The sequence below is a fragment of the Streptomyces sp. NPDC001985 genome (genome assembly GCF_040296845.1).
In the GTDB taxonomy this organism is placed as follows: Bacteria; Actinomycetota; Actinomycetes; order Streptomycetales; family Streptomycetaceae; genus Streptomyces.
Genome location: NZ_JBEOYB010000063.1, coordinates 1 through 26323 on the forward strand (window position 1 = coordinate 1; position 26323 = coordinate 26323).

Consider the following 26323-nt stretch of genomic DNA (forward strand, 5'->3'; position numbering starts at 1 on the left):
CGGGGGCCCCCCCCCCCCCCCCCGCCGCAACCCCCCCCCCCCCCCCCCCCCCACAACCCCCCCCCCCCCCCCACCCACAAAAAACCCCCCCACCGCCACCACCCCCACCCCCCCCCGCCCCCCCACACCCGCACCCGTGCCCCGCACCCGCGTCCCCGCCCCGCGCCCGCGCCCCGCACGCCGGGCGTCCGGGCCCCAACAGGCCCCCGGCCAGGGTTCCTTCCTGCCGGGACCGGTCCGGCGCGCCCCGGACTCTGCTAGTTTCCTGGAGCGAGAAACCGGTTTCTCACTCCTTGCGGACAACCGTGCGCAAGCAGAGTGCCCCGAAGGAGAGCGGACCGATGGTTGCCTCGAAGCGCGCGAAAAGGGCCACGATCGCCGATGTCGCCCGGGAGGCCGGGGCCTCCGTGGCGACCGTCTCCCGGGTGCTCAACGGGGTGGACACGGTCGCCCCGGGCCTCGCCGAGCGGGTCCGCGCCGCCATCGTCGAACTCGGCTACCGGCCGAGCGCCGCCGCCCAGGGGCTGGCGCGCGGCCGGTCCGGCACCATCGGGGTGCTCGTACCGGATCTGGCCAATCCCTACTTCCACGACATCATCAAGTCGGTCTCCGTCGTCGCCCGGGACGCCGGCGGCCGGGTCCTGGTCATGGACTCCAACGAGGACCCGTCGGTGGAGCGGGAGCTGACCGAGGACCTGCTGCGGTACGCCGACGGGCTGCTGCTCTGCTCGCCCCGGATGCCCCGCGCGGACCTCGCCGCCATGGCCGGCCGGTCCACGCCGGTGCTGGTGACCAACCGCCAGGTGCCGGGCCTCGCCCTGCACTCGATCACGGTCGACTTCTTCCGCGGGATCATGGCGCTCTGCGGCCATCTCGCCCGGCTCGGCCACCGCCGCGTCGTCTATCTGGAGGGGCCCGCGCACGCCTGGGCCAACAGCGAGCGGCTGCGCGCCCTCTCGGGCGCCGAGGCCTTCGGCCTCGAAGTCGTCACCGTGCCCTGCGGCTCGACCACGGACGAGGGGTACGCCGGTGCCCCCGCGGCCCTGGACACCCGCGCGACCGCCGTGATCGCCTACAACGACTTCGTGGCCCTCGGGGTGCTCGCCCGCTTCTCGGAGCTGGGAGTGAGAGTGCCCGAGGACATGTCGCTCACCGGATTCGACGAGATAGACATGGCTCGATTCTCCGCTCCGCCTCTGACGACGGTAGCGGTTCCGCGCGACCGGCTGGGCCAGGCCGCGGGCGAGGCACTGGGCCGGATCATGAGCGGCGACGAGGACATCGAGCCCGAAACCATCCCTGTTGAGCTGCGGGTCCGCAGTTCCACCGGCGCACTCTCTTGACAGGGCACCGGGTGGGGTGGACCTTGTTCGGGCACAGGGCCGAGTAAGCGCTATCTCACCCATCGCCCGGGGAGCCGTCTCACCAGAGGGGTGTCTCACGCCATGTCCCGATTACTGCGCCACCGTTCAGCAAGGCTCGCGCTCACGGGACTTCTGCTGGCGGTGGCCGTCGCCGGCTGCGGCGCACCCGGCTCCGGGGACTCCGGCTCCGGCGACCGGACGCCGCGGAAGATCCCGGACCGGCCCGCCAAGCCGGTGACCCTCGACATCCTCGATGTCGCCGGGAATCTCCAGCTGACCCAGGGGATGATCGACGAGTTCGCCGAGAAGCACCCGGACATCGTCGGCGACGTGACCTACTCCAAGGCCCCGGCCCCCGACCTCGCCGGAAAGATCAAGGCACAGCAGCAGGCGGGGCGGGTGCAGATCGACCTCGTCCTCACCGGCACCGACGGCCTGGCGGCCGGGCTCTCGCAGAACCTCTGGAGCTCTCTGGCGGAGCACTCCGCGGCGATCGGCACCCCTGACTATCTGGAGCCCGCGGCCGAGATGCAGAAGCTCGCCCAGGGCAAGGGGACCGCGGTCGTCTACTACCCCTCGGGCCCCCTCTTCCAGTACGACCCCGACAGGGTGAAGAACCCGCCCCGGACCCCGCAGGAGCTGCTGGCCTGGGCCAAGGAGCATCCGAAGCGGTTCCAGTACGCCGATCCGGCCAACTCCGGCCCCGGGCGGACCTTTCTGATGGGCCTGCCCTATCTGCTCGGCGACAAGGACCCGCTGGACCCGGTCGCGGGGTGGGACAGGACCTGGGCGTACCTCAAGGAGCTGGACAAGTACGTCGGGGTCTACGGCTCCGGGACCACCGAGACCATGAAGAACCTGGCCTCCGGCAGCCACGACATGATCATGACCACCACGGGCTGGTACATCAACCCGCGCGCGCTGGGCACCGTGCCGAAGAAGGTCAGGGCCGGCCGCTTCGACGGGATGACCTGGGTGACCGACGCCCAGTACGCGGTGGTCCCCCGGGGCGTGAGCGCCGACACCATGTCCGCCGCGCTCAAGCTGATCAACTGGATGCTCACCCCCGCACAGCAGGCCAAGGCCTACGACGAGGGGTACTTCTACCCCGGCCCGGCGATCAAGGGCGTACCGCTGGAGATGGCCCCCGGGAAGTCCCGCAGGACCATCGAGGAGTTCGGGGTTCCGGAGTTCGACCAGTGGATCGAGCGGTTCCCGAAGAAGCCCTCGCTCCCGGCGGAGCAGCAGGTCAAGGCCTTCGACCTGTGGAACCGCGAGGTCGCGGGCGGCTGACGCCCACCCGCGGCGCGTTCCGGGGCGGCCGGAACCGGAGCCCGTGGAGGTCCGGCCGGCCCGGACCGGTCCATGGAGAAGACCCGGACTCATCGGAGAGCAGGGGAATGATGTCCCGTTTCGGCACGCTCAGGCTGGACAGGGTCTCCCGCAGCTTCGGCCGCCACGCCGCCCTCAGCGACCTGCGGCTCGACATCGCGGGCGGCGAGTTCATCGCCCTCCTCGGGCCGTCCGGCTGCGGCAAGTCCACCGCCCTGAACTGTCTGGCGGGGCTGCTGCCGCTGACCGGCGGCGAGATCCTGCTCGACGGCGAGCGCATCGACCGGGTCCCGCCCGAGCGGCGCGGATTCGGCATGGTCTTCCAGAACTACGCGCTCTTCCCGCATCTCACGGTCCGCGGCAACATCGCCTTCGGGCTGCGGATGGCGAAGGTGCCCCGGGCGGAGCTGCTCCGGCGCACCGACCGCGCCCTCGGTCTGGTCCAGCTCACCGGGCACGCGCACAAGCGGCCGGGGCAGCTCTCCGGGGGCCAGCAGCAGCGGGTCGCCATCGCCCGTGCCATCGTCCTCGAACCCCGGCTGGTGCTGATGGACGAACCGCTCTCCAACCTGGACGCCGCCCTCCGGCTGGAGATGCGCACCGAGATCCGGCGGCTGCACCAGAGCCTCGGTCTCACCACCGTCTATGTCACCCACGACCAGGAGGAGGCGCTCTCCCTCGCCGACCGGCTGGTGGTGCTGCGCGACGGGGTGACCCAGCAGACCGGCACCCCCGAGGAGGTCTACGGGCACCCCGCGAACCGCTGTGTCGCCTCCTTCATGGGCTACCGCAACATGCTGCCGGTCACCGTCACCGGAACGCGGCCGGGCGGGCGGCTGGCGCTCCGGCTGGGCGCGGCGGAGCTGACCGGTGTGGACCGGGGCGGGCTCACGGCGGGGAGCGCCGGGGTCGCGGCGCTGCGGCCGGAGGATCTGACGGTCGCGGGGACCGGCACCCCCGGCAGCCGCAGCGCGGACGCCCCGCCCCCCGGGCGCGTCCCGGCCGTCGTGGAGGTCGTGGAGTACCACGGCCGCGAGTTCGCCGTGCGGGCCCGGCTCGGCGGCGGCGGGCCGGTCCACTTCCGCACCCCGCGCGCCCTCGCCCCGGGGGACGCGGTGGAGTTGACCGCGGCCCCGGAGCGGGTGCTCGTCTTCGCCGGGGACGGCGCGGACCCCGCCCGTCCGTCCGGCACCGCCTCGCGCGCCACGGCGGGCACCCCGTGACGGCGGCCCCGCCGGGAGCGGCCCGGCCCGCGCTGCGGCACCGGCTCGCGGAGCGCGGTGTGGACCGCGTCCTGCTGCTGCTGTTCCCCGGGGCGGTCTTTCTCGCGCTGCTCTTCTGCTACCCCTTCCTCTACGGGCTCCAGCTCTCCTTCCAGCCGCCGCGCGGCGGGGGAGCGCTCGCCAACTACCGGGAGTTCCTCTCGGACCCGTATCTGCGCGAGACGGTCTGGCTCACGCTCCGGCTGGCCGTCCCGGTCGCGCTGGTGAACTGCCTCGCCGCCGTCCCGGTGGCCTTCCGCACCCGGGGCCCCTTCCGGGGACGGCGGCTGATCACCACCCTGCTGGTCATGCCGATCACCCTGGGCACGGTCCTCACCGCGCAGGGGCTGCTGGGCTATCTCGGGCCGAACGGCTGGCTGAACAAGGCCCTGCTGGCGACCGGGGTCATCGACGACCCGCTCGTGCTGGTCCACACCTACTGGGGTGTGTTCGCCTCGCTGGTGATCACCGGGTTCCCGTTCTCGTATCTGCTCACCCTCTCCTATCTGACCGGGATCGACCCCAGCCTGGAGCAGGCGGCGGCGACCCTGGGCGCGAACCGGCCGCAGCGCTTCCGGCATGTGCTGCTGCCGCTGCTCGCCCCCGGCCTGGCGATCACCTTCTGTCTCTCCTTCGTCCTGGCCTTCGCGGTGTTCCCGTCGGCGCAGCTGGTGGGAGATCCGCGCGGGGAGACCCATGTGATCTCGATCGAGGCGTACCAGGCGGCCTTCCAGAAGTTCGACTACTCCCTCGGCTCGGCCATCGCGATGGTGATGGCCGCCGTGATGACGGCGGTGGTGCTCGTGGTGCTCGGCTGGCGCTCGCTGCTCTACCGGGGCTCGACGGGAGGCAAGGGATGACGGCCCCCGCCCGGCCGCCGGGAGGGCGCCGCCGGGCCGGACGGCCCGGCACCTGGGTGACGGTGCTGGTCTTCGGCTTCTTCTTCGTCCATCTCGCCGGGGTCGTCGGGGTCCCGCTGGTGGACTCCTTCGGCACCCGCTGGTTCACCAGCTGGCTGCCGGACGGCTGGACGGTGAAGTGGTACGGCTCGGCCTGGCGCGAGTTCGGTCTCGGCCAGGTCTTCTGGACCACGGCACTGGTCTCGGTGCTGGTGGTGGCCGTCTCGGTGGTGCTCGGGGTGCCGGCGGCCTACGCGCTCGCCCGCCGCGGCTTCCCCGGGAAGCGGCTGGTGCTGCTGCTCTTCCTGCTTCCGATCCTGGTCCCGCCGATCACCTACGGCATTCCGCTGGCGACCGTGCTCTACAAGTTCCAGCTCGCCGGCACGCTCACCGGAGTGGTGCTGGCCAATCTGGTGCCCTCGGTGCCCTTCGTGGTGCTGACGATGACCCCGTTCATCGAGCAGATCGATCCGAGGATCGAGGCGGCGGCCCGGATGTGCGGGGCGCGGACCTCCTCCGTCCTGCTGCGGATTCTCGCCCCGCTGCTGGTGCCGGGCATCCTCGCCGCCTCCGTTCTCGTCCTGGTCAGGACCGTCGGCATGTTCGAGCTGACCTTCCTGACCGCGGGACCCGACAGTCAGACCCTGATCGTGGCGCTCTACTACGCGGTGTTCTCCGCGGGCATCCGCACCCAGCAGTCCATCGACGCCATGGCGGTGATGTACACGCTGTCGATGCTGGTGCTGCTGGTGATCGCGCTGCGGTTCGTCAATCCGACCCAGCTGGTGACCCGGGTGAAGGAGGACCGGACCACCGGCTGACCCCCACCCGGCACCATCTGTGGAGAGGTGACGTGTCATGCATCCGCACCCCTCGCGTCGTTCGGCCCTCAGGGCCGGCGGAGCGCTGGCGGCGGGCACCGCACTGCCCGCCGTCGCCTCCGGCGCCGCCGACGCGCTGCCCAACGGCCCGGCCGCCCCGGCCGGGGACGGCTGGAGTCAGGTCCCGCGCATCCTCGCCGGGATCCGGCCCCCGCGCTTCCCCCGGCGCTGGTTCGACATCACCCGGTACGGCGCCGTCGGCGACGGCACCACCAAGAACACCGCCGCGATCCGCGCGGCGGTCACCGCCTGCCACCGGGCGGGCGGCGGCCATGTGCTGGTGCCGGCCGGCCGGTTCGTCACCGGGGCGATCCATCTGCGCAGCGGGGTGGATCTCCATGTCAGCGAGGGCGGCATCCTCGCCTTCAGCCCCGACCCGGCCGACTACCTCCCCGCGGTCCGCACCCGCTGGGAGGGAACCGAGTGCTACAACTACTCGCCCTTCATCTACGCCTACGGCCGGCGCCGGGTCGCCGTCACCGGGGCGGGGATACTCGACGGCCAGGCGCGGCTGGGCCCATGGGAGAGCTGGTACCGCACCGGCTCCCTCCAGGGGCCCGATCAGCGGCTGCTGCGCCGGATGGGCAGCGAGGGCGTTCCGGTCGCGGACCGGGTCTTCGGCGCCGGCCACCATCTGCGCCCCAAGATGGTGCAGTTCAACCGCTGCCGGGACGTGCTGATCAGCGATCTGACCATCGTGGACCCGCCGATGTGGACCGTGCACCCGGTGCTCTGCACCAATGTGACGGTCCGGGGGATCACCGTGGAGAGCCTGCTGTACAACACCGACGGGGTCGACGCGGAGGCGTCGAGCTTCGTCCATGTCACCGGCTGCCGGTTCAACACCAATGACGACTGTGTCGCGGTGAAGTCCGGACGGGACGAGGACGGGCACCGGGTGGGTGTCCCGAGCACGGACATCGTGGTGCAGGAGTGCGACTTCTCCGGCCGCTGGGGCGGTATCACCGTCGGCAGCGAGATGTCCGGGGGCGTACGGAGGGTGTTCGCCGAGCGCTGCCGGATCAACCCGCCCGACTTCCCGGGCCACTATCCGGTGAAGTACCCCCTCTACATCAAGGCGAGCAAGAAGCGCGGCGGCGCCGTCGAGGGGGTGTACGTCCGGGGCTTCAGCGGGCAGGGGGTGGAGCGCGATGTCGTCTTCGTGAACATGAACTACAACAACGGCGAAGGGGGTACGCATCCGGTCGCCGTGCGCGATGTCCACTTCACCGACGCGCGGATCGACGGGGCCCGCGCGGTGCTCCATCTGGTGGGCCTGGAGAGCGACCGGCTGAGCGGGGTCCATCTCGCGCGCTCGGTCTTCACCTCGGTGCGCGGCCCCGACTCGGTGGTCTTCACCGATGGCCTGACCCGGCACAAGGTGTCCGTGAACGGGGTGGAGGTGTCATGAGCATGATAATGAAACGCTGGGTGACGCTGCTGGCGGCGGCCGTGCTCGCCCTCGCCGGGGCCGTCCAGCCCACCGAAGCCTCCGGCCCTGGGGCCGGAGCCGCCGACCGCCCCGGCCCGGCCGCCGGGGCGCGGGCCGGCACGGCGGAGCCGTCGGGGACCGGCTCCGCCGTGCGCGGCTGGACCATCCTCTCCGACAGCGACCGGGGCGCCGACGACGTGGTCGCCGCGGCCCCCTCGTACCGGATCAACCACCTCCAGATCAGCCACCACATCGTCCACGACCTGCGGCAGGTGCGGGAGCAGAAGCGGCGCGACCAGGCCAACCGGATCACCGCCGCCGCCCATCGCGCGGGCATCGGGGAGGTCGCGATCTGGGACCACGCCCTCTATCCGCTCGACTACTACCCGGCCGAGTTCCGCACCGGGCCCGGCGGCACCATCGACCTCGACAACCCCGCGTTCTGGGAGTGGTTCAAGGACGACTACCGGGAGATGCTCGACCTGGTCCCCGACATCGACTCCGTGGTGCTGACCTTCATCGAGACCGGGGCCCGGGTGGAGCGCCAGCACTCCACCCGGCTCACCACCGAGGAGGCCAAACTCGCCCACCTCGTCGACCAGGTCGCCGACGTGGTCGACGAGGAGCGCGGACTCGGGCTCTATCTGCGCACCTTCGGCTACTTCCCCGAGGAGATGGAGCGCACCATCAAGGCCATCGACCTGGTCGAGAACCGGGCCGCCAAGGTCATGATCAAGGCGATGCCGCACGACTTCTTCCTCACCCACCCCGTGGACACCACCGTCACCCGGATCAAGCGGCCCGTCCTCGTCGAGTACGACGCCACCGGCGAGTACCACGGGCAGGGGAAGATCGCCAACGCCTTCACCGAGGACCATGTCGACCGGATGCGCTACTACCAGAAACAGCGCAATGTCATCGGCTATGTGGCGCGCACCGACCGGTACCGGGAGTCGAGGATCATCGGCACCCCCACCGAGATCAACCTCTGGGCGCTCGCCCGCGCCGACCGCGACCGCGGGGCCCGGCCCGGAGCCATGTACCGGGAGTTCGCCGCCCGCGCCTACGGCGCCAGGGCGGCCCGCCGGGTCGGCGCCGCGCTCGCCCGGTCGCACGCCATCGTCACCTCGGTCATGTACACCCTGGGCACCAACAACGCCAACCACTCCCGGCTGGACTACGACCCGTACTGCTCCAGCTACGACCGCAGCATCTCGGGCAAGTGGATCGACCCGCCGGTGACCCGGGTCCGCCACACGGTCGACAGGACCTACCATTTCTGGACCGGGGTGATCGAGCATCTCGCGCCCGCCTACTGCAAGACCTCGGCCACGATGAAGCGCGAGAACCCGCATGTCCTCGCGAACGGCTGGCTCACCGACCGCAACACGATGAACCACGCCTACCTCCGCGATGTGCGCAAGGAGAAGGCGTACGGAGTCGCGATGGCCCGGGCCGCGCTGCGCGACATCCGGCGCGCCGAACCGGACCTCTCCCCGGCCCACTACCAGCAGCTCAGCCACCACTTCGAGCGCACCCTGCTCACCGCCCGGCTGCACGAGGCCATCACCACCGCCTACTTCGGCTACCGGATCTGGGTCCAGGGCCCCGAGCGGCGGACCGAGGCCCTGCGACGGCTCATCTGGGCCGGGCTCGACGCCTCGCAGTCCGTCGCCGCCGAGATGCGCGCCCGCCCCGACAAGGCGGCCACCGGCGAGTGGGACTGGATTCGGGACGCCGCCGAGGCCGACAAGTACCTCACCCGCATCTCCCAGGGCTGGGACCGCTACGACATGATCGCCGTCCCGCGCCCGGCGACCGGGAGGTGACCGCCGTGGGCCCCCTCGGCAGACGCTCCCTCCTGGCCTGTCTCCTCAGCGGCGCGGGCACGGTGACCGCCGCCGCGCTCCTGCCGCCCTCGATCGGCGCCGGCACGGTCCGGGCCGCCGAGACCACCGTCGCCCGGCTCGCCCGCGACCCCTGGGACCGCGTCCCCGCGATCCTCGCCCGGATTCGGCCCCCGCGCTTCCCCCGGCGGCGCTTCGACATCACCCGGTACGGTGCCGTCGGCGACGGCACCACCAAGAACACCGGGGCCTTCCGGGCCGCGATCACCGCCTGCCACCGGGCCGGCGGCGGCCGGGTCGTCGTCCCGCCCGGCCGCTTCCTCACCGGTGCGATCCGGCTGCTGAGCCGGGTGGAACTCCATGTGGAGGAGGGCGCCACCGTCCTCTTCTCCACCGACCCGGCCGACTATCTGCCCGTGGTGCTCACCCGCTGGGAGGGCACCGAGTGCTACAACTACTCCTCCTTCATCCACGCCCACGGCCAGCACGACCTCGCCATCACCGGCCGGGGCACTCTCGACGGCCAGGGCATGGACGGCCCCTGGAAGAGCTGGCGCGACCCCGGCGGAAACGCCCTGGCCGACCAGGCGGAGCTGCGCCGCATGGGCACCGAGGGCGTCCCGGTCGAGGAGCGCGTCTTCGGCGCCGGCCACCATCTGCGGCCCAACATGATCCAGTTCTACCGCTGCCGCAACATCCTGATGCGGGACATCACGGTCCTCGAACCGCCCATGTGGACCATCAACCCCGTGCTCTGCCGCAATGTCACCCTCCGGGACGTCGATGTCATCGGCCGGATCAACAACAGCGACGGCGTCGACCCCGAGTGCACCTCCGACATGCTCATCACCGGCTGCCGCTTCCACACCGAGGACGACTCCATCGCGGTCAAGTCGGGGCGCGACGAGGACGGCATCCGGGTCGGTGTGCCGAGCCGGAACATCGTCGTACGGAACTGTGTCTTCTCCGGCCGCTGGGGCGGGATCGCCGTCGGCAGCGAGATGTCCGGCGGGGTGAGCGAGGTCTTCGCCGAGGACTGCCGGATCAACCCGCTGGACTTCCCCGGGCGGTACAACCCCCGCCACCCGGTCTTCATCAAGACCAACAAGAAGCGCGGCGGCTTCATCGACGGGGTGTACGTGAGGAGGTTCACCGGCCGGGCGATCGACCGCGACTGCATCTACCTCACCACGCGCTACGCCGGCCAGCAGGGCACCCGGCCCGCCGTCATCCGCAACATCAGGATCGAGGACATGGTCCACGACGGCGCCCGGCGCGCCATCAACCTCGAAGGGCTCGACTCCGATCCCTTCACCGGTGTCCACATCGAGCGCTGCCGGTTCACCGGGATCACCCAGCCCCATGTCATCGGCTTCACCCGTGACCTGACCATCCGTCAGGTCTTCGTCAATGGAACCGAGGTGGTGCACCCATGAGACACCGGACACCCGCGATCGTGCTCGCGGCGGTCCTGGCCCTGCTCGGCGGGCTGCTGCTCTCCGCGCCCTCCGCCGCGACCCCGCAGAGCCCCGCCCTCCGGAGCCCCGCCCCGCAGGCCCCGGCGGCCCGGACCCCCGACCGGGCGGCCGGCCCCGCCGATCTCCCGGCCTCCCGCCCCTCCGCGACCGATCCCGCCCACCCGGCCCGGCAGAGGATGCTGCGGAACTCCACCGCCGGACTCTTCCTCCACTGGGGCATGTTCACCCGCCCGATGCACCAGGACTGCCGCGCCTGGGAGAAGTCCGTCACGGACGGCGGCTGGAACGCCGGCTACTGGGTCGACGAGGCGAGGAAGCTCCGGGCGAGCTATATCGTCCTCGCCACCTTCCACTCCCGGCTCGGCTACGCCCGCCCCTGGCCGTCGAAGATCCCCGGCAGCTGCGCCACCGAGCGCGACATCCTCGGTGAGCTGATCACCGCAGCCCGGGCCAAGGGCGTCGAGGTCATCCTCTATATGACCGACGACCCCAAGTGGCACAGCGAACAGGGCTTCAACACCCTGGACTCCGCCGCCTACTCCGCCCACAAGGGCAAGGAGGTCGACCTCACCACCCGGCCCGGCTTCGGCGAGTTCTCCTACGACCTCTTCTTCGAGGTCATGGCCGGATACCCCCGGCTCTCCGGCTTCTGGATCGACAACGACAACGAGTACTGGGAGCAGAACCGGCTCTACGAGCAGATCCGGGAGCGCCGCCCGGACATGACCCTCAGCAACAACAACGAGGACACCGCGATCATGGACATGGTGTCCCATGAGCAGAAGACCGGGATGACCCCGGCCTACGACCAGCCGTCGGCGATCTGGACCCCCATGCCCCGGCTCACCGAGTCCTGCTACAAGGTCCCCGACACCGGCGCCTGGTGGTACGACGGCCAGGACCGGCCCATCTCCACCGGACTCAACGTCGGCCGCTACGCCGCCAACGCCGGCACCTCCATCAAATCGCTGATGAACCTCACCGCCCGGGTGAACGGCACCTTCCCGCCGCAGCAGCAGAAGTTCACCGACTTCATGAAGGAGTACCTCCCGCCGATCTGGAAGTCGCTCTCCGGCGTCCACGGCGGCGGCTACCGCTACGGCGGCCTCCAGCCCGGCTCCTGGAACGACGGCGCCTACGGCTATGTCACCGTCAGCGCCAAGGACCGCACCCGCCAGTACGTCCATGTGACGACCCGGCCCGCCACGGCGGACGAGGTGCGGATACGCGACAACGGCCACCGGGTCCGCCGGGTCACCGATCTGCGCACCGGCGAGCGCCTGGCCTTCGACCAGCGGGACGGCACCGTCACCGTCAAGGGCATCACCGCCTGGGACCCCTACGACACCGTCCTCACCGTGGACACCCACCCGGACCGCGAGGGCGTGTACCCCGCGCGGTCGGTGCGGGCCACCGCCACCTCCGCGAAGGCCGGCTTCCCGGCGAGCGCCCTGAGCGATGGCGACTTCTCCGCCCACTGGGACTCCGACGGCCAGGTCCCGGTCTCCGTGACGCTCGACCTCGGCCGGGTGAAGCAGGTCACCCATCTCGGTGTCAGCCAGCAGGAGTGGTCGCCCACCCACAGCCGGGAGACCTTCGGCCGGGCCGAGGACTCGGCCAGGATCAAGGACTACCGGGTCTCCGTCAGCCGCGACGGCACCACCTGGGGCGCGCCCGTGCGGAGCGCGGTCCTGGAGAGCGCCCGGGGCACCCGCTTCATCGACCTCGGCACGCTGCGGACCCGCTACATCAGACTGGACATCGACAGCACCTGGGCGAAGGAGACCGTGCCCCGGTTCCACCGCCAACTCCGGGTGGACGAGATCCAGGTGGGTCACGCCCACCCCCGGAGCCGCGGCCGCTCCTGAGGTGTACGACGGTGTGTCCGACCGGACCCGGTCGGGCACACTGTGTCGTATCCGACCGATTTCACCACGAGACAGGTGATTCGCGTGGTAAACCGGAAGGGCAACGACGGCCGAGGTCAGGGGTAGCGGTGCGAGCACGGCGACTGGTCGGCTACAGCGACGCGGTGGCGATTCTGACGGGTGACAGCGCGGGTCTCGCCGCCGCCGACCGGATACTGGGCGGCGCGCTGACCGTGGCGACCGGCGGAGTCAGCGATGTGGTGCTCAACGCCCTGGACGCGCGCGGCCGGATTCTCCGGCTCGGCCGCGATCTGACGGCCGGTCTGCGCGAGCACCTCGCCGGTGCCGACCGCGCCACCCGCACCGAACGCATCGCGGCGGCCCACACGGTGCTGGTGATCACCGCCTTCTTCGACACCCTCGGCACCCGGAGCCTGCCGTTCCGGCTGGACGAGCTGGAGCTGACCCGGGGCGAGCAGCTCACCATCGCCGGCGGCGCCGGGCGCGACCTCCTCGCCTCCCTGCTCACCACCGGCGCCCCCCAGCCCGCGCCCCACACCCCGTACGAGACCGTCCTCGGCGAACTGCGCCGCTGGTACGGGTCGCGCGGCGACGAACTCACCTCCTTCGTCCGGGGGCTCGCCGTCTGGGACGGACTCGACGACCGGCAGCGCGAGGCCGTCGATCAGCTCTTCGGCGATGGCGGCTTCGCCGTGGAGGCCGTGGAGCGCTATCAGGAGCTGTACACCGAACTCGCCCGGGACGTGCCCGAATTCGGCTTCTGGTCCGGGCAGACGGAGCACCAGGCGACCCGGGTCGCTCTGCGCCGGGCGCTCACCGGCATCGAGACCGCCCTTGCCGGACTGAGCCCGCCGAGCCCGCTGCGGCAGGTCGCCGAGGCCCTCACCACCGGCTACCGCGCCACCCTGCCCCGGCCGATACTGTCCGAGGGGCAGGCCCCCGCCGGCGTCTGTCTGCCCACCCTCGGCGAGGGGTACGTCGACCCCGACTTCCGGGTGCGCCCGGTGCTCGACAGCCCCCAGGGCCCCGCCGAGGAGGGCTGGTGGGAGTCGGTGCCCGTGCGCTCCGACCTCACCGAGTACCTGGCGGGCACCCTCACCACCATCGCCGCGACCACCGCACCGCTGATCGTCCTCGGCCAGCCCGGCGCCGGGAAGTCCGTCCTCACCAAGATCCTCGCCGCCCGGCTGCCGGGCGCGGGATACCTCCCGGTGCGGATCGTGCTGCGCGAGGTCCCGGCCGACGCCGACATCCAGGACCAGATCGAGCACGCCGTCCGCGCCGGCACCGGTGAACGCGCCTCCTGGCCCGAGCTGGTCCGGGCGGCCGGCGGCGCCGTCCCGGTGCTGCTCTTCGACGGATTCGACGAACTCCTCCAGGCCACCGGCGTCAGCCAGTCCGACTTCCTGGTGCGGGTCGCCCGCTTCCAGGAGCGCGAGGCGGACCAGGGCCGGCCGGTCTTCGCGGTCGTCACCAGCCGCACCGCCGTCGCCGACCGGGCACGCTACCCCGAGGGCTCCGTCGCGCTCCGGCTCGAACCCTTCAGCCGCCCCCAGATCGGCCACTGGCTGGAGCTGTGGAACCGCCTCAACGCCCGGTCGCTCTGCGAACGCGGACTGCGCCCGCTGAGCGCCGATGTCGCCCACCGCCACCAGGCGCTGGCCTCCCAGCCGCTGTTGCTGCTGATGCTCGCCCTCTACGACGCCACGGACAACGCCCTCCAGCGCGGCGCCGGCGGCGACGAACCCCTCGGCGAGGCCGAGCTGTACGAGGAGCTGCTGGAGTCCTTCGCCGTCCGCGAGGTCAGCAAGTCGGCCGTCGCCTGTACGCACGCGGAGCTGCGGCAGCGCGCCGGACAGGAGCTCCAGCGGCTCTCCCTGATCTCCTTCGGGATGCTCAACCGGCACCGCCAGTGGATCACCACCGCCGAGGCCGAGGCCGATCTCACCGCCGTCCTCGGCCGCCCCGAACCCGCCGAGGACGGCTTCCGCGCCCCGCTGGGCCAGGGGGAGATCGCCCTCGGCCGGTTCTTCTTCGTCCAGCGCGCCCAGGCCGTCCGCGACGACCACCGGCTCGCCACCTACGAGTTCCTCCACGCCACCTTCGGCGAGTACCTCGCGGCCCGGCTCGCCGTACAGCTCCTCGAACAGCTCCTCGACCAGCGGCCCGCGCTCTCGGTGGGCCGGACCACCGTCGACGACGACCTGCTGTACGTCCTGCTGTCGTACGCCCCGCTCTCCTCCCGGCAGATGCTCCGCTTCGTCGGTGCCCGGATCGGCCGGATCTCCGCCCGCGACCGCCACCGGCTCGGCGAGCCGCTGCTGACCGTGATCGCCGGCCACCACCACCGCACCGAGCACCGCTACGCCGGCTACCGCCCCGCCGTCCGGTCCACGGCCTCGCGCCACGGCGTCTACTCCGCCAATCTGCTGATCCTCACCCTGCTGGTCACCGGGGGAGTCCGGGCCAGCAGGCTCTTCCCCGACGTCCAGACCTGCGCGGCCCTGTGGCACCGGCGGGTCCAGCTCTGGCGGGCCGCCCTCACCGAGCCGGAGTGGACGGACTTCGCCCTCGCGCTGAGCATCCGGCAGGTCTGGGACGGGGAGGACCGGGACCTCGACATCCGGCCCGCCCAGGACCTGCTGCACCTGCCCGAGCCGGTGGATGTGTACTGGCTGCACGGCCGCTGGCCGGCGCACGAGGACCGGAGCCGGACCGTCGGCTGGATTCATGCCTTCCCCGACCAGATCCGCCACAAGATGACCGTCTCCGCCGGCACCGACGATGCCATCGTGCTCCACGCCATCGACCCCGTCTTCACCTGGCTGGCCCCGGCCGTCACCACCTTCGTGGGCACCGCCGACGGCAGCGCCACCTCCGTCGCCCACGGGCTGACCTCGCTCTGGCTCGCCAGCGGGCTCGGGGCGCCCGAGGAGGAGCTGGCCGCCCAGTACGAGCGCTGCGCCACCTTCATCGGACCGGGCAGCGGCCTCGACGACACCTCGCAGCGCTGTGTGACCCGGCTGCTCCTGGGCCAGCTCGCCACCGACGCGGCCCGGCTGCCGGCCGCGGTGGTCGGCCGGGTCCTGGGCGTCATCGAATCGGGGGCGCACGACACGGTCGGTGTGGGGCTGATGGCGCGGGTCGCGCTCACCGCGCTGGAGGCACACGGCGAGGACACGGCGGTACGGGCGTGGGCGGAGGCCTCCTTCGCCCACGCGGCCACGAGCTGCCCGGAGCGGCTGCTCGCGCTCTGGTCGGAGCGGCAGGGGTCGGCCCAGGCGCGGACCGTGCTCGGGGAGGCCGTGGCCGAGCTGCTGGCCCATGGCTCGGACGAGGCGCTGGCGGCGGTGGAGCCCGAGGTGCTGGCCCGTGCCCGCCGCGTCACCACCACCCGCCCCGGCGCCCCGGTCTTCCCGCCGCCCCGCGCACGGCAGCAGGACCACCGGACGGGCCAGGGCTGAGGCGCGGGGTCCGGCGTCCCGGACGCGGGACCGGGCGCGGGGCCCGGGCGCCCCGGCTGGTTCTCCGGGCGGGCGCCGCTGGAGAATGGGGGCATGTCCCGACGCAGCTCCCGTCCCCGGCGCGCCCCCGCCGCCCCGCCGGTCCTCACCGCCGGCTCGCCCTGCCCCTGCGGGCTGCCCGCCGCCTACGGCGCGTGCTGTGGCCGCTTCCACACGGGCGGGGCCGAGGCCCCCACCGCCGAACTGCTGATGCGCTCCCGCTACAGCGCCTTCGCCGCCCACGACCCGGCCTATCTGCTGCGCACCTGGCACCCGGCGACCAGGCCCCCCGAGCTGGAGCTCGACCCGGCGACGCGCTGGAGCGGGCTGGAGATCACCGGGACCACCGAGGGCAGTCCCTTCCACTCCACGGGGACGGTCACCTTCCGCGCGCGGTACCGGCAGCACGGACAGCGGGGGGCGCTGCACGAGAGGAGCGCCTTCGAGCGGGTGCGGGGCCTGTGGGTGTACGTGGACGGGGTCTTCCTGGAGTGATCCGCCGGGCCCGGCACCGGCCCGGCCCCGCACCGCCGTGCCCCCGCGCCGGCCGGCACCGCCGGGCCCCGGTCCCGGTGGTCACTTCCTCGGCAGGCCCTCCTCCAGTTCCTCGGCGAGGAGCCGCTTGGCGATGCTGTCGGCCGCGGCGTGCAGCCGGGGGCCCGGAGGCCGCCCGATGTCGTGCTCCAGCTGGTCGCCGAGCCACTGCTGCCAGGCGCGGGTGATCGCGCCGGCCTCCCGCCGCCCCGCCTCGGTGTGGGAGAAGTAGCTTCCCTCCCGGCTCAGGAACCCCTCGTCCACCATCCGGGCGAACACCGGCACCAGCACCTCGGGCGGCAGCCGGTGGCGGGCCGCGATCAGCCCCGCGCTCGCGTGCCCGACCAGCCGGGTCATCTGCTCCACCTCCATCACCGCCCAGGCGCCCGCGATGTCCAGCCTGCTGTCGGAGCCGGTGACCACCTGCCGCGCGGTCGCGGGCCCGGTCCGGGAGACGATCTTCGCCACCGCCCCCTCCAGCAGCTTCTCCGAGTCCCCGGTGGTCGGCGACGAGAAGCCGTCGCCCATGTCGGTGGAGGCGGCCCTGACCGTGTCGCGCAGCGGGACCTCCTTCAGGAAGAGCGCGACCAGCAGCCCCAGCGCGGCGACGGGCACGGTCCAGAGGAAGACCGTCTGGAGGGTGTCCGCGTACGCCTGCACGATCGGCTCGCGCTGCGCGGCCGTCAGCCGGTGGTGCAGCCCCCGAGGGCTGCGCGCCAGCCGGGCGATCACCGCCGGGTCGGCGCCCACCTCCCGCGCCGCCCGCGCCACGGCCCGGGTGAGGTTCGGGGTCAGCGCGTTGGCGTAGATGGTGCCGAACACCGCCGCCCCGAACGCGCTGCCCAGCGTCCGGAAGAAGGTGACCCCGGAGGTCGCGGTGCCGAGATCGGCGTACTCCACGGTGTTCTGCACGGCGATCGTCAGCACCTGCATCGACAGACCGATGCCGACGCCGAGCACCACCATGTACAGCGACTCCAGCCAGGCCCCGGTCCCCGGCCCCATCAGCGAGAGCAGGAACAGGCCCGCGCCCATCACCACGCTGCCGACGATGGGATAGATCCGGTACCGGCCGGTTCTGCTGACCGCGTTGCCGCTCCAGACGGAGGCGACCAGCAGCCCCAGCACCATCGGCAGGGTGCGCACCCCGGAGAGGGTGGCCGAGTCCCCGTCCACGTACTGGAGATAGGTGGGCAGAAAGGTGAGCGCGCCGAGCATGGCGAAGCCGACGACGAAGCTCAGCACGGAGCAGACGGTGAAGACCGGATTGCGGAAGAGCCGCATGGGCAGCATGGGCTCGGCGGCCCGTACTTCCACCAGGCAGAAGAGGACGAGCGAGAGCAGTCCGCCGGCGAAGAGCGCGAGGACGACCGGTGAGCTCCAGGCGTACTGGTTCCCGCCCCAGCTCGTCGCGAGGATCAGGGCTCCGGCGCCCGCCGTCACCAGCGCGATGCCCGCGTAGTCGATGACCGGGCGGCCCGCCGCGCGCACGGACGGCATGGTGCGGGCGGCGGCGACCACCACGGCGATGGCGATCGGGACATTGACGTAGAACGCCCAGCGCCAGGTCAGATGGTCGGTGAAGAGCCCGCCGATGAGGGGGCCGACCACCGTGGAGACACCGAAGACCGCGCCGATCGCGCCCTGGTACTTGCCCCGGTCGCGCAGCGGGATGACATCGGCGATCAGCGCCATCGAGGTGACCATCAGCCCGCCCGCGCCGATGCCCTGGAGCCCCCGCCAGCCGATGAGCGCGGCCATCGTGGTGGACAGCCCGCACAGGAACGAGCCGGTGATGAAGATGACCGCCGAGATCTGGAAGATCAGCTTCCGGCCGAAGAGATCGCCGAACTTGCCGACCAGGACCGTGGCGACGGTCTCGGTGAGCAGATACGCGGTGACCACCCACGACATGTGCGCGGCGCCGCCCAGCTCCGAGACGATCGTGGGCAGCGCGGTCCCGACGATCGTCTGGTCCAGCGCGGCCAGCAGCACCCCGAGCAGAACCGTGCCGAAGACGATGTTCCGCTGCCGCGCGTCGAGCACGGGCGGCGCGGCGGCGCCGCTTGCGGTGTCAATCCCGGAGGTCACCCTCGCAGCGTCACACCGTCCCAGGTCAGCCGCATGCGGGGGGAGTCCGCCCGGGGTAGCGGCGGCCCACGGCGCTCACATCCCGGCACGGCGCCGGGCGCTCCGCCCGCGCCTCAGCACCCCTGGTACGGGCCGATCACCAGCCGGGGGTGGTGCGCGGCCAGCACCTTGTTCGCCCGGGCCAGCACGGAGAGCGCGTACTCCCGGTCGGCCCGGTCCTCGGCGCACAGCGGGCCCCGGAAGCGGCCGATCTCCCGTGCGGCGCTGTCCGCCTCGATCTCCGCGCGCAGCACATGGTCGGGCATGCACGATCCGATCAGCACGGCCACCCGGTCCGGGATCGGCACGGGGACGAGGGGTGAGGGCGAGGCGGTCACGGCGTAGTCCTTCTCTTCTGCTCCAGCGGTCCGCCGGGCTCCCGGCGGACCCTGTCCCTCCATACCTAGCGGAGCGAGGTCCGCGTTCGGCGGCGGGAATGTCCCGGTGGGGCAACCGTCGCCGGCCGCCCCTCGATCTCCCACTGCGCACCGGCGGTGCGACCCCCCGGGCAGTGAGCGGTGCCCTCTCCCGCCGACTCCCCTCCGCGCGGCGCGCACAGGAGCCGGACACGGGCGTGCGCGAGGATGCGAGGAGGGCCCGAGCAGCGCGGCAACCCCGCAGCCCGCGCCCCCGTCGAGGCGACCGGGACCACGGTGTCGTACGAGAGGTGCGCACAGCGCGGCTCGCCCGGCCCTCCGTCTCGGGCGGCACCGGCGACACACCTTACGCGAACGCCGCACGGGCATCCGAATCGATCAACTCGCCCGATTCCCCGGCGGCTTCGGCGCCGGCGCCCGTCTCTCAGCCCCCGGGTGCCGAGAGCACCTCCGCGAGGTCGTAGCGCACCGGCTCCGCGAGCTGGGCGTAGGTGCATCCGGAGGGGTCCCGGTCGGGGCGCCAGCGGCGGAACTGGGCGGTGTGCCGGAATCGGTCCCCCTCCATGTGGTCGTAGGCCACCTCCACCACCCGCTCGGGCCGCAGCGCCACCCACGACAGATCCTTCTTCCCGCTCCAGCGGCTCGGCGCGCCCGGCAGCCTGGCCCCCTCGTGGGCGCTCTCCCGCGCCCAGGCGGCCCAGGGGTGGCCGTCCGGAGGGTCCATCCGCAGCGGCTCCAGCTCGGCGATCAGCTCCGCCCGCCGCTTCATGGGGAAGGCGGCGCAGACGCCGACGTGCTGGAGCGTGCCCGTCCCGTCGTACAGCCCCAGCAGCATCGAGCCGAGGACCGGCCCGCTCCTGTGGAAGCGGTAGCCGGCGAGCACGGCATCGGCGGTCCGCTCGTGCTTGATCTTGTACATCAGCCGCGCGTCGGGCCGGTAGGGCAGATCGAGCGGCTTGGCGACGATCCCGTCGAGCCCCGCGCCCTCGTACCGGTCGAACCACTCCGCCGCGAGCTGCCGGTCCGTGGTGGCCGGCGCGAGATGGACCGGGGGAGCGGCGGGGCGCAGTGCCTCGGCGAGCCGGGTCCGGCGCTCGGACAGCGGGGCGTCCAGCAGCGCACGGTCGCCCAGCGCCAGCAGGTCGAAGGCGATGAAGCTCGCCGGGGTCCGCTCGGCGAGGGTCCGCACCCGGGAGTCGGCGGGGTGGATGCGCTCGCTGAGCCGGTCGAAGTCGAGGCGCCCCTCATGGGCGACGACGATCTCGCCGTCCACCACGCACCGTGCGGGCAGATTCGCCGCCAGCGCCTCGACCAGCTCGGGGAAGTAGCGGGTGAGCGGCTTGCCGGTGCGGGAGCCCAGCACCATCTCGTCGCCGTCGCGGTGCACGATCGCCCGGAAGCCGTCCCACTTGGCCTCGTACTGCATACCGGGCGGGATGGTCCTCACGGACTTGGCGAGCATCGGTTTCACGGGCGGCATCACCGGCAGATCCATGGGAACAGTGTCCGGTATGCGGTGAATGTCGGCACGGCATACCCTGACGGACATGGCTGGAGCGGTGGAGCTGGACGTGGGGACACGCACCGTGCGCGTGTCCCATCCCGACAAGATCTACTTTCCCGAGCACGGATACACCAAGCTCGACATGGTCACCTACTACCTCGCCGTCGGCGACGGCATCACCCGCGCCCTGCGCGACCGCCCCACCACCCTGGAGCGCTACCCCGACGGGGTGACCGGCGAGTCCTTCTTCCAGAAGCGCGCCCCCAAGCACCTCCCCGACTGGATTCCCACCGCCCACATCACCTTCCCCAGCGGCCGGTCCGCCGACGAGATGTGCCCCGCCGAACCCGCCGCCGTGATCTGGGCCGCCAATCTGGGCGCCGTCACCTTCCACCCCTGGCCGGTCCGCCGCGACGACACCGACCACCCCGACGAACTCCGCATCGACCTCGACCCCCAGCCCGGCACCGACTACGCGGACGCCGTGCGCGCCGCCCACGAACTGCGCGCCGTCCTCGACGAGGCCGGGCTGCGCGGCTGGCCCAAGACCTCCGGCGGGCGCGGTCTCCATGTCTTCGTCCCCATCGAACCCCGCTGGACCTTCACCCAGGTCCGGCGCGCCGCCATCGCCTGCGGACGGCAGCTGGAGCGGCGGATGCCGGACCGGGTGACCATCAAGTGGTGGAAGGAGGAGCGCGGCGAGCGGATCTTCGTCGACTACAACCAGACCGCCCGCGACCGCACCATCGCCTCCGCCTACTCGGTCCGCCCCCGGCCGCACGCCCCGGTCTCCGCGCCCCTGCGCTGGGAGGAGATCGACGACGCCCGCCCGGAGGACTTCGACATCAGGACCATGCCCGGCCGCTACGCGCGCGAGGGCGATGTCCACGCCGACATGGACGAGCACCGCTTCAGCCTGGAGACCCTGCTGGAGACCGCCCGCCGCGACGAGGCGGACCACGGCCTGGGCGATCTGCCCTATCCGCCGGAGTACCCGAAGATGCCCGGCGAGCCCAAACGGGTCCAGCCCAGCCGCGCGCGCGACCCGGAGTGACGGCGGGAGTGGCGGCGGCCCCCGGACGGAGGGCCGCCGCCCCGGTCACAGCTCCTGAATCCGGATATTGCGGTACGAGACCACATCCGTGGTGCCGTGGACCTGGAGCCCGATGTACCCGGTGGCGTACCGCCGGCCGTCGGTCCCGGGGTCGCCGGCGCGCGGCGGGACGAACTCCTGGCCGCCGGTGTTCTCGAACCGGTTGATCAGCACGCCGTCGCGCAGCACCTCGTACGACTGCCCGACCACCCGGATCTCGTACTCGTTCCAGGTGCCCTTCGGCGTCACCCCGGCACCGCCGAGCCCGACCCGGTCGAAGCCGTAGACCGAGCCCGTCTTGTACGGGTCGCCGTCCGGCCGGTCCAGGATCTGCACCTCGTGGCCGAAAGTGATGGCGACCCACTCGGGGCGCGGCTCCTCCGGGTGGTCGTGCACCCCGGGGAAGCGGACGAGGACCCCGCTGTTGGCGTGGGAGCCGCCGGGGGCGTCGTCCCGCCACTGGAGCTTCAGCGAGAAGTCCCCGAACCGCGTCCCGGGGAACCACAGCATGCCCAGACCGGCCCGGGTGGTGCCGCTGGTCATCGTCCCGTCGTCGTTGAGGGCGAACGAGCCGCCGCCCACGTGCTGCCAGCGGTCGAAGGACGCCCGGGAGCCGTCGAACAGCGGGCGGTAGCCGGTGTTCTGGCCCGGTCTGCCGATGCCCGACTGCCGGGCCGCCCGGTACACCACCCGGTGCTCGCGCGCGTCCACGACCCCCTCCGCCAGCAGCCCGTCCAGCACCGAGTCGACGTGCTTGAGGAAGAGCGCGTGCGAGGACCAGGACTTCTCGTCCTCGATCAGCTCATTGACCGTGCAGCGGCCCCGGGTCATCCGGTTGGGCACCCCGGAGTCGACGGTGCCCACGATCACGGTGAGCCGCTCGTCCCACTCGGGGCAGTGGGGCGCCGGGACGCCGCCGCCCTCGGCGACGGTGAGGGTGACCCGCCGCGCCTGCGAGGTGTTGCCCGCCCGGTCCGTGGCCCGGTGCAGCACCGAGTGGAAGCCCACCCGGTCGATCAGCACGGGTGCGGTGTAGGCGAGATACGGGCCGCCGTCGAGCGAGTACTCGATCCGCTCCACCCCCGAGCCGCCCGCGTCGGTGGCGTCGACCGTGACCCGGGCGCTGGTCACATAGGCGCCGTCGGAGTTCAGCCGTCCGCTCACCGAGGCCGCCGTCACCGGCGGTTCCCGGTCCGGCGCGGGGGTCGCGACCACCGTGAAGGAGGCGGACTTCACCGCCGCCGCGTTGCCCGCCCGGTCGGTGGCCCGGTAGCGGACCGTGTGCGCGCCGGGGGAGTCCACCACGACCGGGGCGGTGTACGGCTGCCAGGCGCCGGCCTCCCCGAGCGCGTACTCGATGGTGTTGACGCCCGAGCCGGTGTCGGACGCGGTCACGGTCACGGTGGCCGTGTCCCGGTAGCGGCCCTGGCCGTCGCGGTCGCCGGCGACCGTCGCCGAGGTGTCCGGCGGTGTGGTGTCGCCGGTCGGCGGCGCGGCCACCGTGAAGGACTCGCTCTTCCCGGCCCCCGTGTTCCCGGCCCGGTCGGTGGCCCGGTGGCGCAGTGTGTGCGCGCCGACGGTGTTCACCACGACCGGGGCGGTGTACGGCTGCCAGGGGCCGTCCGCCCCCAGCGCGTACTCGGTGCGCTCCACTCCGGAGCCCTCGTCGGTCGCGGTGAGTGTCACCGTCGCCTGCCCGACATAGGCGCCCTGGTCGTCGCGGTCGCCCGTGACGGCCGCCGAGGTGTCCGGCGGTGTGGTGTCGCCGCCGGTGCTCTCGGTGACGGTGAGGACGCCCCGCATGGTGCCGTGGCCGGGGATGGCGCAGGAGAAGCGGTACCGCCCGGGGGTGAGCGTCACCTCCGCCGTGTGCCGGCCGCCCCGGTCGTCCCCGGGGTTGGCGAGGATGTTCAGCGGTACGTCGTTGTTGTACTCCGGGTCCGAGACGTCGAAGGTCAGGGAGTGCGGCATCCCGGTCGTGTTGCCGCTCGCCCGGCTGTTCTCGAAGACGATGGTGGTCCGGCCCTCCACCGCCGTCGCGGGGAAGGAGAGATAGCGGTCGATCGGGTCACCGGCGGTCCAGGTCAGCGTCTGCCGCGCCGCCGTTCCCGCCCCGGCCCGCCCGGCGGCCCCCTCCGGCCGGCCGTGCGCGGCTGTCGACAGCAGGCCCACGACCAGCGCCACCGAGGCCACCAGGGCCGTCCACAGCCGTCCCGCCGTTCTCGGGGAGCCGCCTCCCCCCGGACGGTGTCCTGCCGGGCCTCCTCTCCCCGGACCCCGGCCCCGATTCGCCGGGCCGGGACTCATCGGACCACCGCTCATCGGACCGCCGCTCATCGGACCGCCGCTCATCGGACCGCCGCCTTCCGCGCCAGGCCGTCGGCGGCCGGGGTCGCCCCGCCGCCGTGATAGGTGATCCGCCACAGCGCCGAGCGGGAGTCGGAGGTGAAGAACCCGCGCCCGTAGTCCAGGACGTAGAGCGAGCCGTCGGGCGCGAACTTCCAGTCCATGAGGTTGCGGATGCCGTTCGCCCCGACCGGGACGATCTTCTTCAGGGACTCCGCGTGCACCGGGAGACCGCCCCTGCCCACCGTCGCGGGGTCGGTCAGCACCGCGTGCCGGGGCTGGTCCCCGTCGTAGAAGTCCCCGACGAACCACTTGCCGTCCCAGTACGGGGGCCACCGCACCGCGCTCGTGCTCGACCCGTCGTGGCGGTAGACCGGGCCGTTCATGGTGGCCTGCCCGCCGCCCTTGAGCCAGGGCAGCAGCAGCTTCTGCTCGGACTCCCGGTAGCTGGGCACGCCGGCCGCGTCGCGCGGGAAGTCCGGGGCGCCGCCCTGGGGCGCGTACCAGATGGTGTTCGGCGTCACCGGCGGCACCTTCACCAGGCCGTCGTTGTGCGGCGACTCGTTCCTCGGCGCGGAGCAGTCGTACCAGCCGAGCGGTGTGGCCGGGTCCGGCAGATTGCGGTCACGGTAGGGCTGGTTGTTGCCCATGCAGAACGGCCAGCCGTGGTTGCCCGCCCGGGTGATCGCCGCGAAGGTGTCGTACTTGGCGGGGCCCCAGGTCGTCGACGGCGCCCCGGCGTCCGGGCCCACCCACCCCGCGTACAGGATGTCGGTCGTCCGGTCCACGAAGATCCGGGCGGGGTTGCGGACCCCCATCACATAGATCTCGCCACGGGTCTTCCCACCGCCCTCGTCGGGCTCCCGGCCGGTGAAGAGATTCCCCTCGGGGAGGGTGTAAGTGCCGTCGTCCTCGGGGTGGACGCGGAGGATCTTCCCGTTGAGGTTGTTGGTGTTGCCCGAGGTGCGGCGGGCGTCGGCGAAGGCGGTGCCCCGGTAGGTGGGGAGGGGGTTGTTGCCCGAGTAGCCGCCGCTGAAGCCGGAGGAGTTGTTGTCGCCGGTCGCGATGTACAGATTGCCCCGGGAGTCGAAGGCCATCCCGCCGCCCGCGTGGCAGCAGCTGTGGAGCTGCACCGGCCAGGAGAGCAGCACCTTCTCGCTGGCGGGGTCCAGCCGGCGGGTGGTGCGGTCCCAGGTGAAGCGGGAGACCCGCCGGTCGCCGATCCGCTTCTCGCGGTCGATCCGCTCGTGCGGGGTGTAATGCAGATACACCCAGCCGTTGGAGGCGAAGCGCGGGTCCAGCTCGATCCCGAGCAGACCCTCCTCGTTCTTGGTCAGCTCGTCCCCGCCGCCCTTGTTGCCGAAGACGGTCAGCGCCCCGGCCAGGGTCACCTCCCGGGTGGCCGGGTCGTACACATGGATCTCGCCCCGGCCCCTGCCGACGTCGGGGCTGTTCCAGTCGGTGACGACCGGAACACTTCCGTCCGAGCCGCCGCGCCCGATGGAGAAGACGGTGCCGTCGGGGGCGACGGTCAGTCCGTGCGGCTCGCCGATCTGGTCGTTCTGCCCCGGCTGGTTGGGCCGGGTGACCCGCTCGGCCGTGTAGTGGGAGGTGATGGTGGCCTTGCAGTCGGCCCGCGCGAGCCGGGAGGTCCAGGCGAGCGCGCCGCGCAGATGGTCGCGGAAGCCGGTCTCGGCGAAGCTGTCGGCGGTGCCGCCCATCCCGGTGTAGAACGAGCGCCCGCCGTCGTAGTCGCGGCACCAGGAGATGGGGTGGTCCCAGCCGTTCGCCCCCGCCGCCGGGGTGTACGAACTCTCCCGCAGCCGGGCGACCGTGTGGACGCCGCCGGACGGGTTGGCCGCCCAGTTGAACCACTTGTCCGGCCGCTTCCACTGGAGCGGCAGCGACGCGGTGGCCGGGTGCCGGCGGTCGCCGACCTCCACCACCGCGCGCTGCACCGTGCTCGCGGCCCCGGCCGGCCGGGCGCCGACCAGCCCGGTGAACCAGTCGGAGTACGGTTCGGTCCTGGCCGCGTCATGGATGCCCAGGAAGCCCCCGCCGGCCTCCATGTACGACTCCAGACCCGCCTCCTGCTCCGGGTCGAGCACATCGCCGCCCCCGGTGAGGAAGACCACCGCGTTGAACCGGCCGAGCCGCCGGGCGTCGGTGAACACGGCGGCGTCGTCGGTCGCCACGGTGGCGAACCGCCCGGCGGCCGGGCCGGTCAGACCGATGGACTCGATCGCCGCGATCCCGGCGTCCACGGTGGGCGACTCGGCTCCGGCGGAGCCGTGGAAGACCAGCACCCGCACGGCGCGCCCGCCGGGCGGCGAGGGCAGGGACAACGTTGTCTTCCTCGGGTCCGGCGGCTCCGGCGGCTCCTGCGCGGACGCGGACGCACCCCCGCCGAGCAGCGAGACGATCAGTGCGCCGGCCCCCAGGACCGCCGCCA

Annotated in this window: 17 protein-coding genes; 12 read left to right on the top strand and 5 right to left on the bottom strand. The window is 72.6% G+C overall.

Annotation, left to right across the window (positions count from 1 at the left end):
* Positions 1-341 precede the first annotated feature (341 nt).
* From ABT122_RS25265 to ABT122_RS25315, 11 genes are all read left to right on the top strand, one after another.
* Positions 342-1343: a LacI family DNA-binding transcriptional regulator gene (locus ABT122_RS25265; RefSeq protein WP_351556555.1), complete on the top strand. Its 1002-nt coding sequence runs from the start codon at positions 342-344 to the stop codon at positions 1341-1343.
* Between the two features lie 102 nt (positions 1344-1445).
* The gene (locus ABT122_RS25270) at positions 1446-2657 is read left to right on the top strand and encodes an ABC transporter substrate-binding protein (protein ID WP_351556557.1); all 1212 of its coding nucleotides are present in this window, start codon (positions 1446-1448) and stop codon (positions 2655-2657) included.
* A gap of 107 nt (positions 2658-2764) precedes the next feature.
* On the top strand, positions 2765-3919 hold the full coding sequence (locus ABT122_RS25275) for an ABC transporter ATP-binding protein (RefSeq protein WP_351556560.1): 1155 nt from the start codon (positions 2765-2767) through the stop codon (positions 3917-3919).
* The gene (locus ABT122_RS25280) at positions 3916-4818 is read left to right on the top strand and encodes an ABC transporter permease (protein WP_351556563.1); all 903 of its coding nucleotides are present in this window, start codon (positions 3916-3918) and stop codon (positions 4816-4818) included. Before ABT122_RS25275 ends, ABT122_RS25280 begins: the two co-directional genes overlap by 4 nt.
* Positions 4815-5678, top strand: coding sequence for an ABC transporter permease (locus ABT122_RS25285; RefSeq protein WP_351556566.1), 864 nt, complete (start codon positions 4815-4817; stop codon positions 5676-5678). The genes ABT122_RS25280 and ABT122_RS25285 overlap by 4 nt, the downstream gene beginning before the upstream one ends.
* 37 nt (positions 5679-5715) lie before the next feature.
* Positions 5716-7149, top strand: coding sequence for a glycoside hydrolase family 28 protein (locus ABT122_RS25290; RefSeq protein ID WP_351556569.1), 1434 nt, complete (start codon positions 5716-5718; stop codon positions 7147-7149).
* Positions 7146-8999, top strand: a complete 1854-nt coding sequence (locus ABT122_RS25295; protein WP_351556572.1) for a hypothetical protein — start codon at positions 7146-7148, stop codon at positions 8997-8999. The genes ABT122_RS25290 and ABT122_RS25295 overlap by 4 nt, the downstream gene beginning before the upstream one ends.
* Before the next feature lie 5 nt (positions 9000-9004).
* Positions 9005-10453 carry a glycoside hydrolase family 28 protein gene (locus tag ABT122_RS25300; RefSeq protein WP_351556575.1) on the top strand — a complete coding sequence of 483 codons (1449 nt, stop codon included), beginning with the start codon at positions 9005-9007 and terminating at the stop codon, positions 10451-10453.
* Complete coding sequence (locus ABT122_RS25305) at positions 10450-12363, top strand: alpha-L-fucosidase (RefSeq protein WP_351556578.1); 1914 nt, start codon at positions 10450-10452, stop codon at positions 12361-12363. The genes ABT122_RS25300 and ABT122_RS25305 overlap by 4 nt, the downstream gene beginning before the upstream one ends.
* 128 nt (positions 12364-12491) lie before the next feature.
* Complete coding sequence (locus tag ABT122_RS25310; protein WP_351556581.1) at positions 12492-15848, top strand: NACHT domain-containing protein; 3357 nt, start codon at positions 12492-12494, stop codon at positions 15846-15848.
* 93 nt (positions 15849-15941) lie between these two features.
* Positions 15942-16382 carry a YchJ family protein gene (locus tag ABT122_RS25315; RefSeq protein WP_351556584.1) on the top strand — a complete coding sequence of 147 codons (441 nt, stop codon included), beginning with the start codon at positions 15942-15944 and terminating at the stop codon, positions 16380-16382.
* Between the two features lie 81 nt (positions 16383-16463).
* Here ABT122_RS25315 and ABT122_RS25320 read toward each other — a convergent pair whose 3' ends face one another.
* From ABT122_RS25320 to ABT122_RS25330, 3 genes are all read right to left on the bottom strand, one after another.
* The gene (locus tag ABT122_RS25320) at positions 16464-18512 is read right to left on the bottom strand and encodes an MDR family MFS transporter (protein WP_351556586.1); all 2049 of its coding nucleotides are present in this window, start codon (positions 18510-18512) and stop codon (positions 16464-16466) included.
* A gap of 113 nt (positions 18513-18625) precedes the next feature.
* Positions 18626-18889 (bottom strand): hypothetical protein, encoded by a 264-nt coding sequence (locus ABT122_RS25325; RefSeq protein WP_351556589.1) that lies wholly within the window; start codon positions 18887-18889, stop codon positions 18626-18628.
* Positions 18890-19352: 463 nt separating this feature from the next.
* On the bottom strand, positions 19353-20423 hold the full coding sequence (locus tag ABT122_RS25330) for an ATP-dependent DNA ligase (RefSeq protein WP_351556592.1): 1071 nt from the start codon (positions 20421-20423) through the stop codon (positions 19353-19355).
* Between the two features lie 52 nt (positions 20424-20475).
* Here ABT122_RS25330 and ligD point away from each other — a divergent pair, with 52 nt between their 5' ends.
* The gene (gene ligD, locus ABT122_RS25335; protein WP_351556595.1) at positions 20476-21486 is read left to right on the top strand and encodes a non-homologous end-joining DNA ligase; all 1011 of its coding nucleotides are present in this window, start codon (positions 20476-20478) and stop codon (positions 21484-21486) included.
* Between the two features lie 45 nt (positions 21487-21531).
* On the opposite strand, the gene ABT122_RS25340 is transcribed toward ligD, so the two are convergent.
* Together ABT122_RS25340 and ABT122_RS25345 are read right to left on the bottom strand one after the other, a co-directional pair.
* The gene (locus tag ABT122_RS25340; protein WP_351556654.1) at positions 21532-23733 is read right to left on the bottom strand and encodes an OmpL47-type beta-barrel domain-containing protein; all 2202 of its coding nucleotides are present in this window, start codon (positions 23731-23733) and stop codon (positions 21532-21534) included.
* A gap of 140 nt (positions 23734-23873) precedes the next feature.
* The gene (locus tag ABT122_RS25345) at positions 23874-26312 is read right to left on the bottom strand and encodes a ThuA domain-containing protein (RefSeq protein ID WP_502976201.1); all 2439 of its coding nucleotides are present in this window, start codon (positions 26310-26312) and stop codon (positions 23874-23876) included.
* Positions 26313-26323 lie beyond the last annotated feature (11 nt).

Coding starts and splice junctions, on each gene's coding strand:
- ABT122_RS25265 (WP_351556555.1), top strand. CDS start 342: ATGGTTGCCTCGAAGCGCGCGAAAAGGGCCACGATCGCCGATGTCGCC.
- ABT122_RS25270 (WP_351556557.1), top strand. CDS start 1,446: ATGTCCCGATTACTGCGCCACCGTTCAGCAAGGCTCGCGCTCACGGGA.
- ABT122_RS25275 (WP_351556560.1), top strand. CDS start 2,765: ATGATGTCCCGTTTCGGCACGCTCAGGCTGGACAGGGTCTCCCGCAGC.
- ABT122_RS25285 (WP_351556566.1), top strand. CDS start 4,815: ATGACGGCCCCCGCCCGGCCGCCGGGAGGGCGCCGCCGGGCCGGACGG.
- ABT122_RS25290 (WP_351556569.1), top strand. CDS start 5,716: ATGCATCCGCACCCCTCGCGTCGTTCGGCCCTCAGGGCCGGCGGAGCG.
- ABT122_RS25295 (WP_351556572.1), top strand. CDS start 7,146: ATGAGCATGATAATGAAACGCTGGGTGACGCTGCTGGCGGCGGCCGTG.
- ABT122_RS25305 (WP_351556578.1), top strand. CDS start 10,450: ATGAGACACCGGACACCCGCGATCGTGCTCGCGGCGGTCCTGGCCCTG.
- ABT122_RS25315 (WP_351556584.1), top strand. CDS start 15,942: ATGTCCCGACGCAGCTCCCGTCCCCGGCGCGCCCCCGCCGCCCCGCCG.
- ABT122_RS25330 (WP_351556592.1), bottom strand. CDS start 20,423: ATGGATCTGCCGGTGATGCCGCCCGTGAAACCGATGCTCGCCAAGTCC.
- ligD (WP_351556595.1), top strand. CDS start 20,476: ATGGCTGGAGCGGTGGAGCTGGACGTGGGGACACGCACCGTGCGCGTG.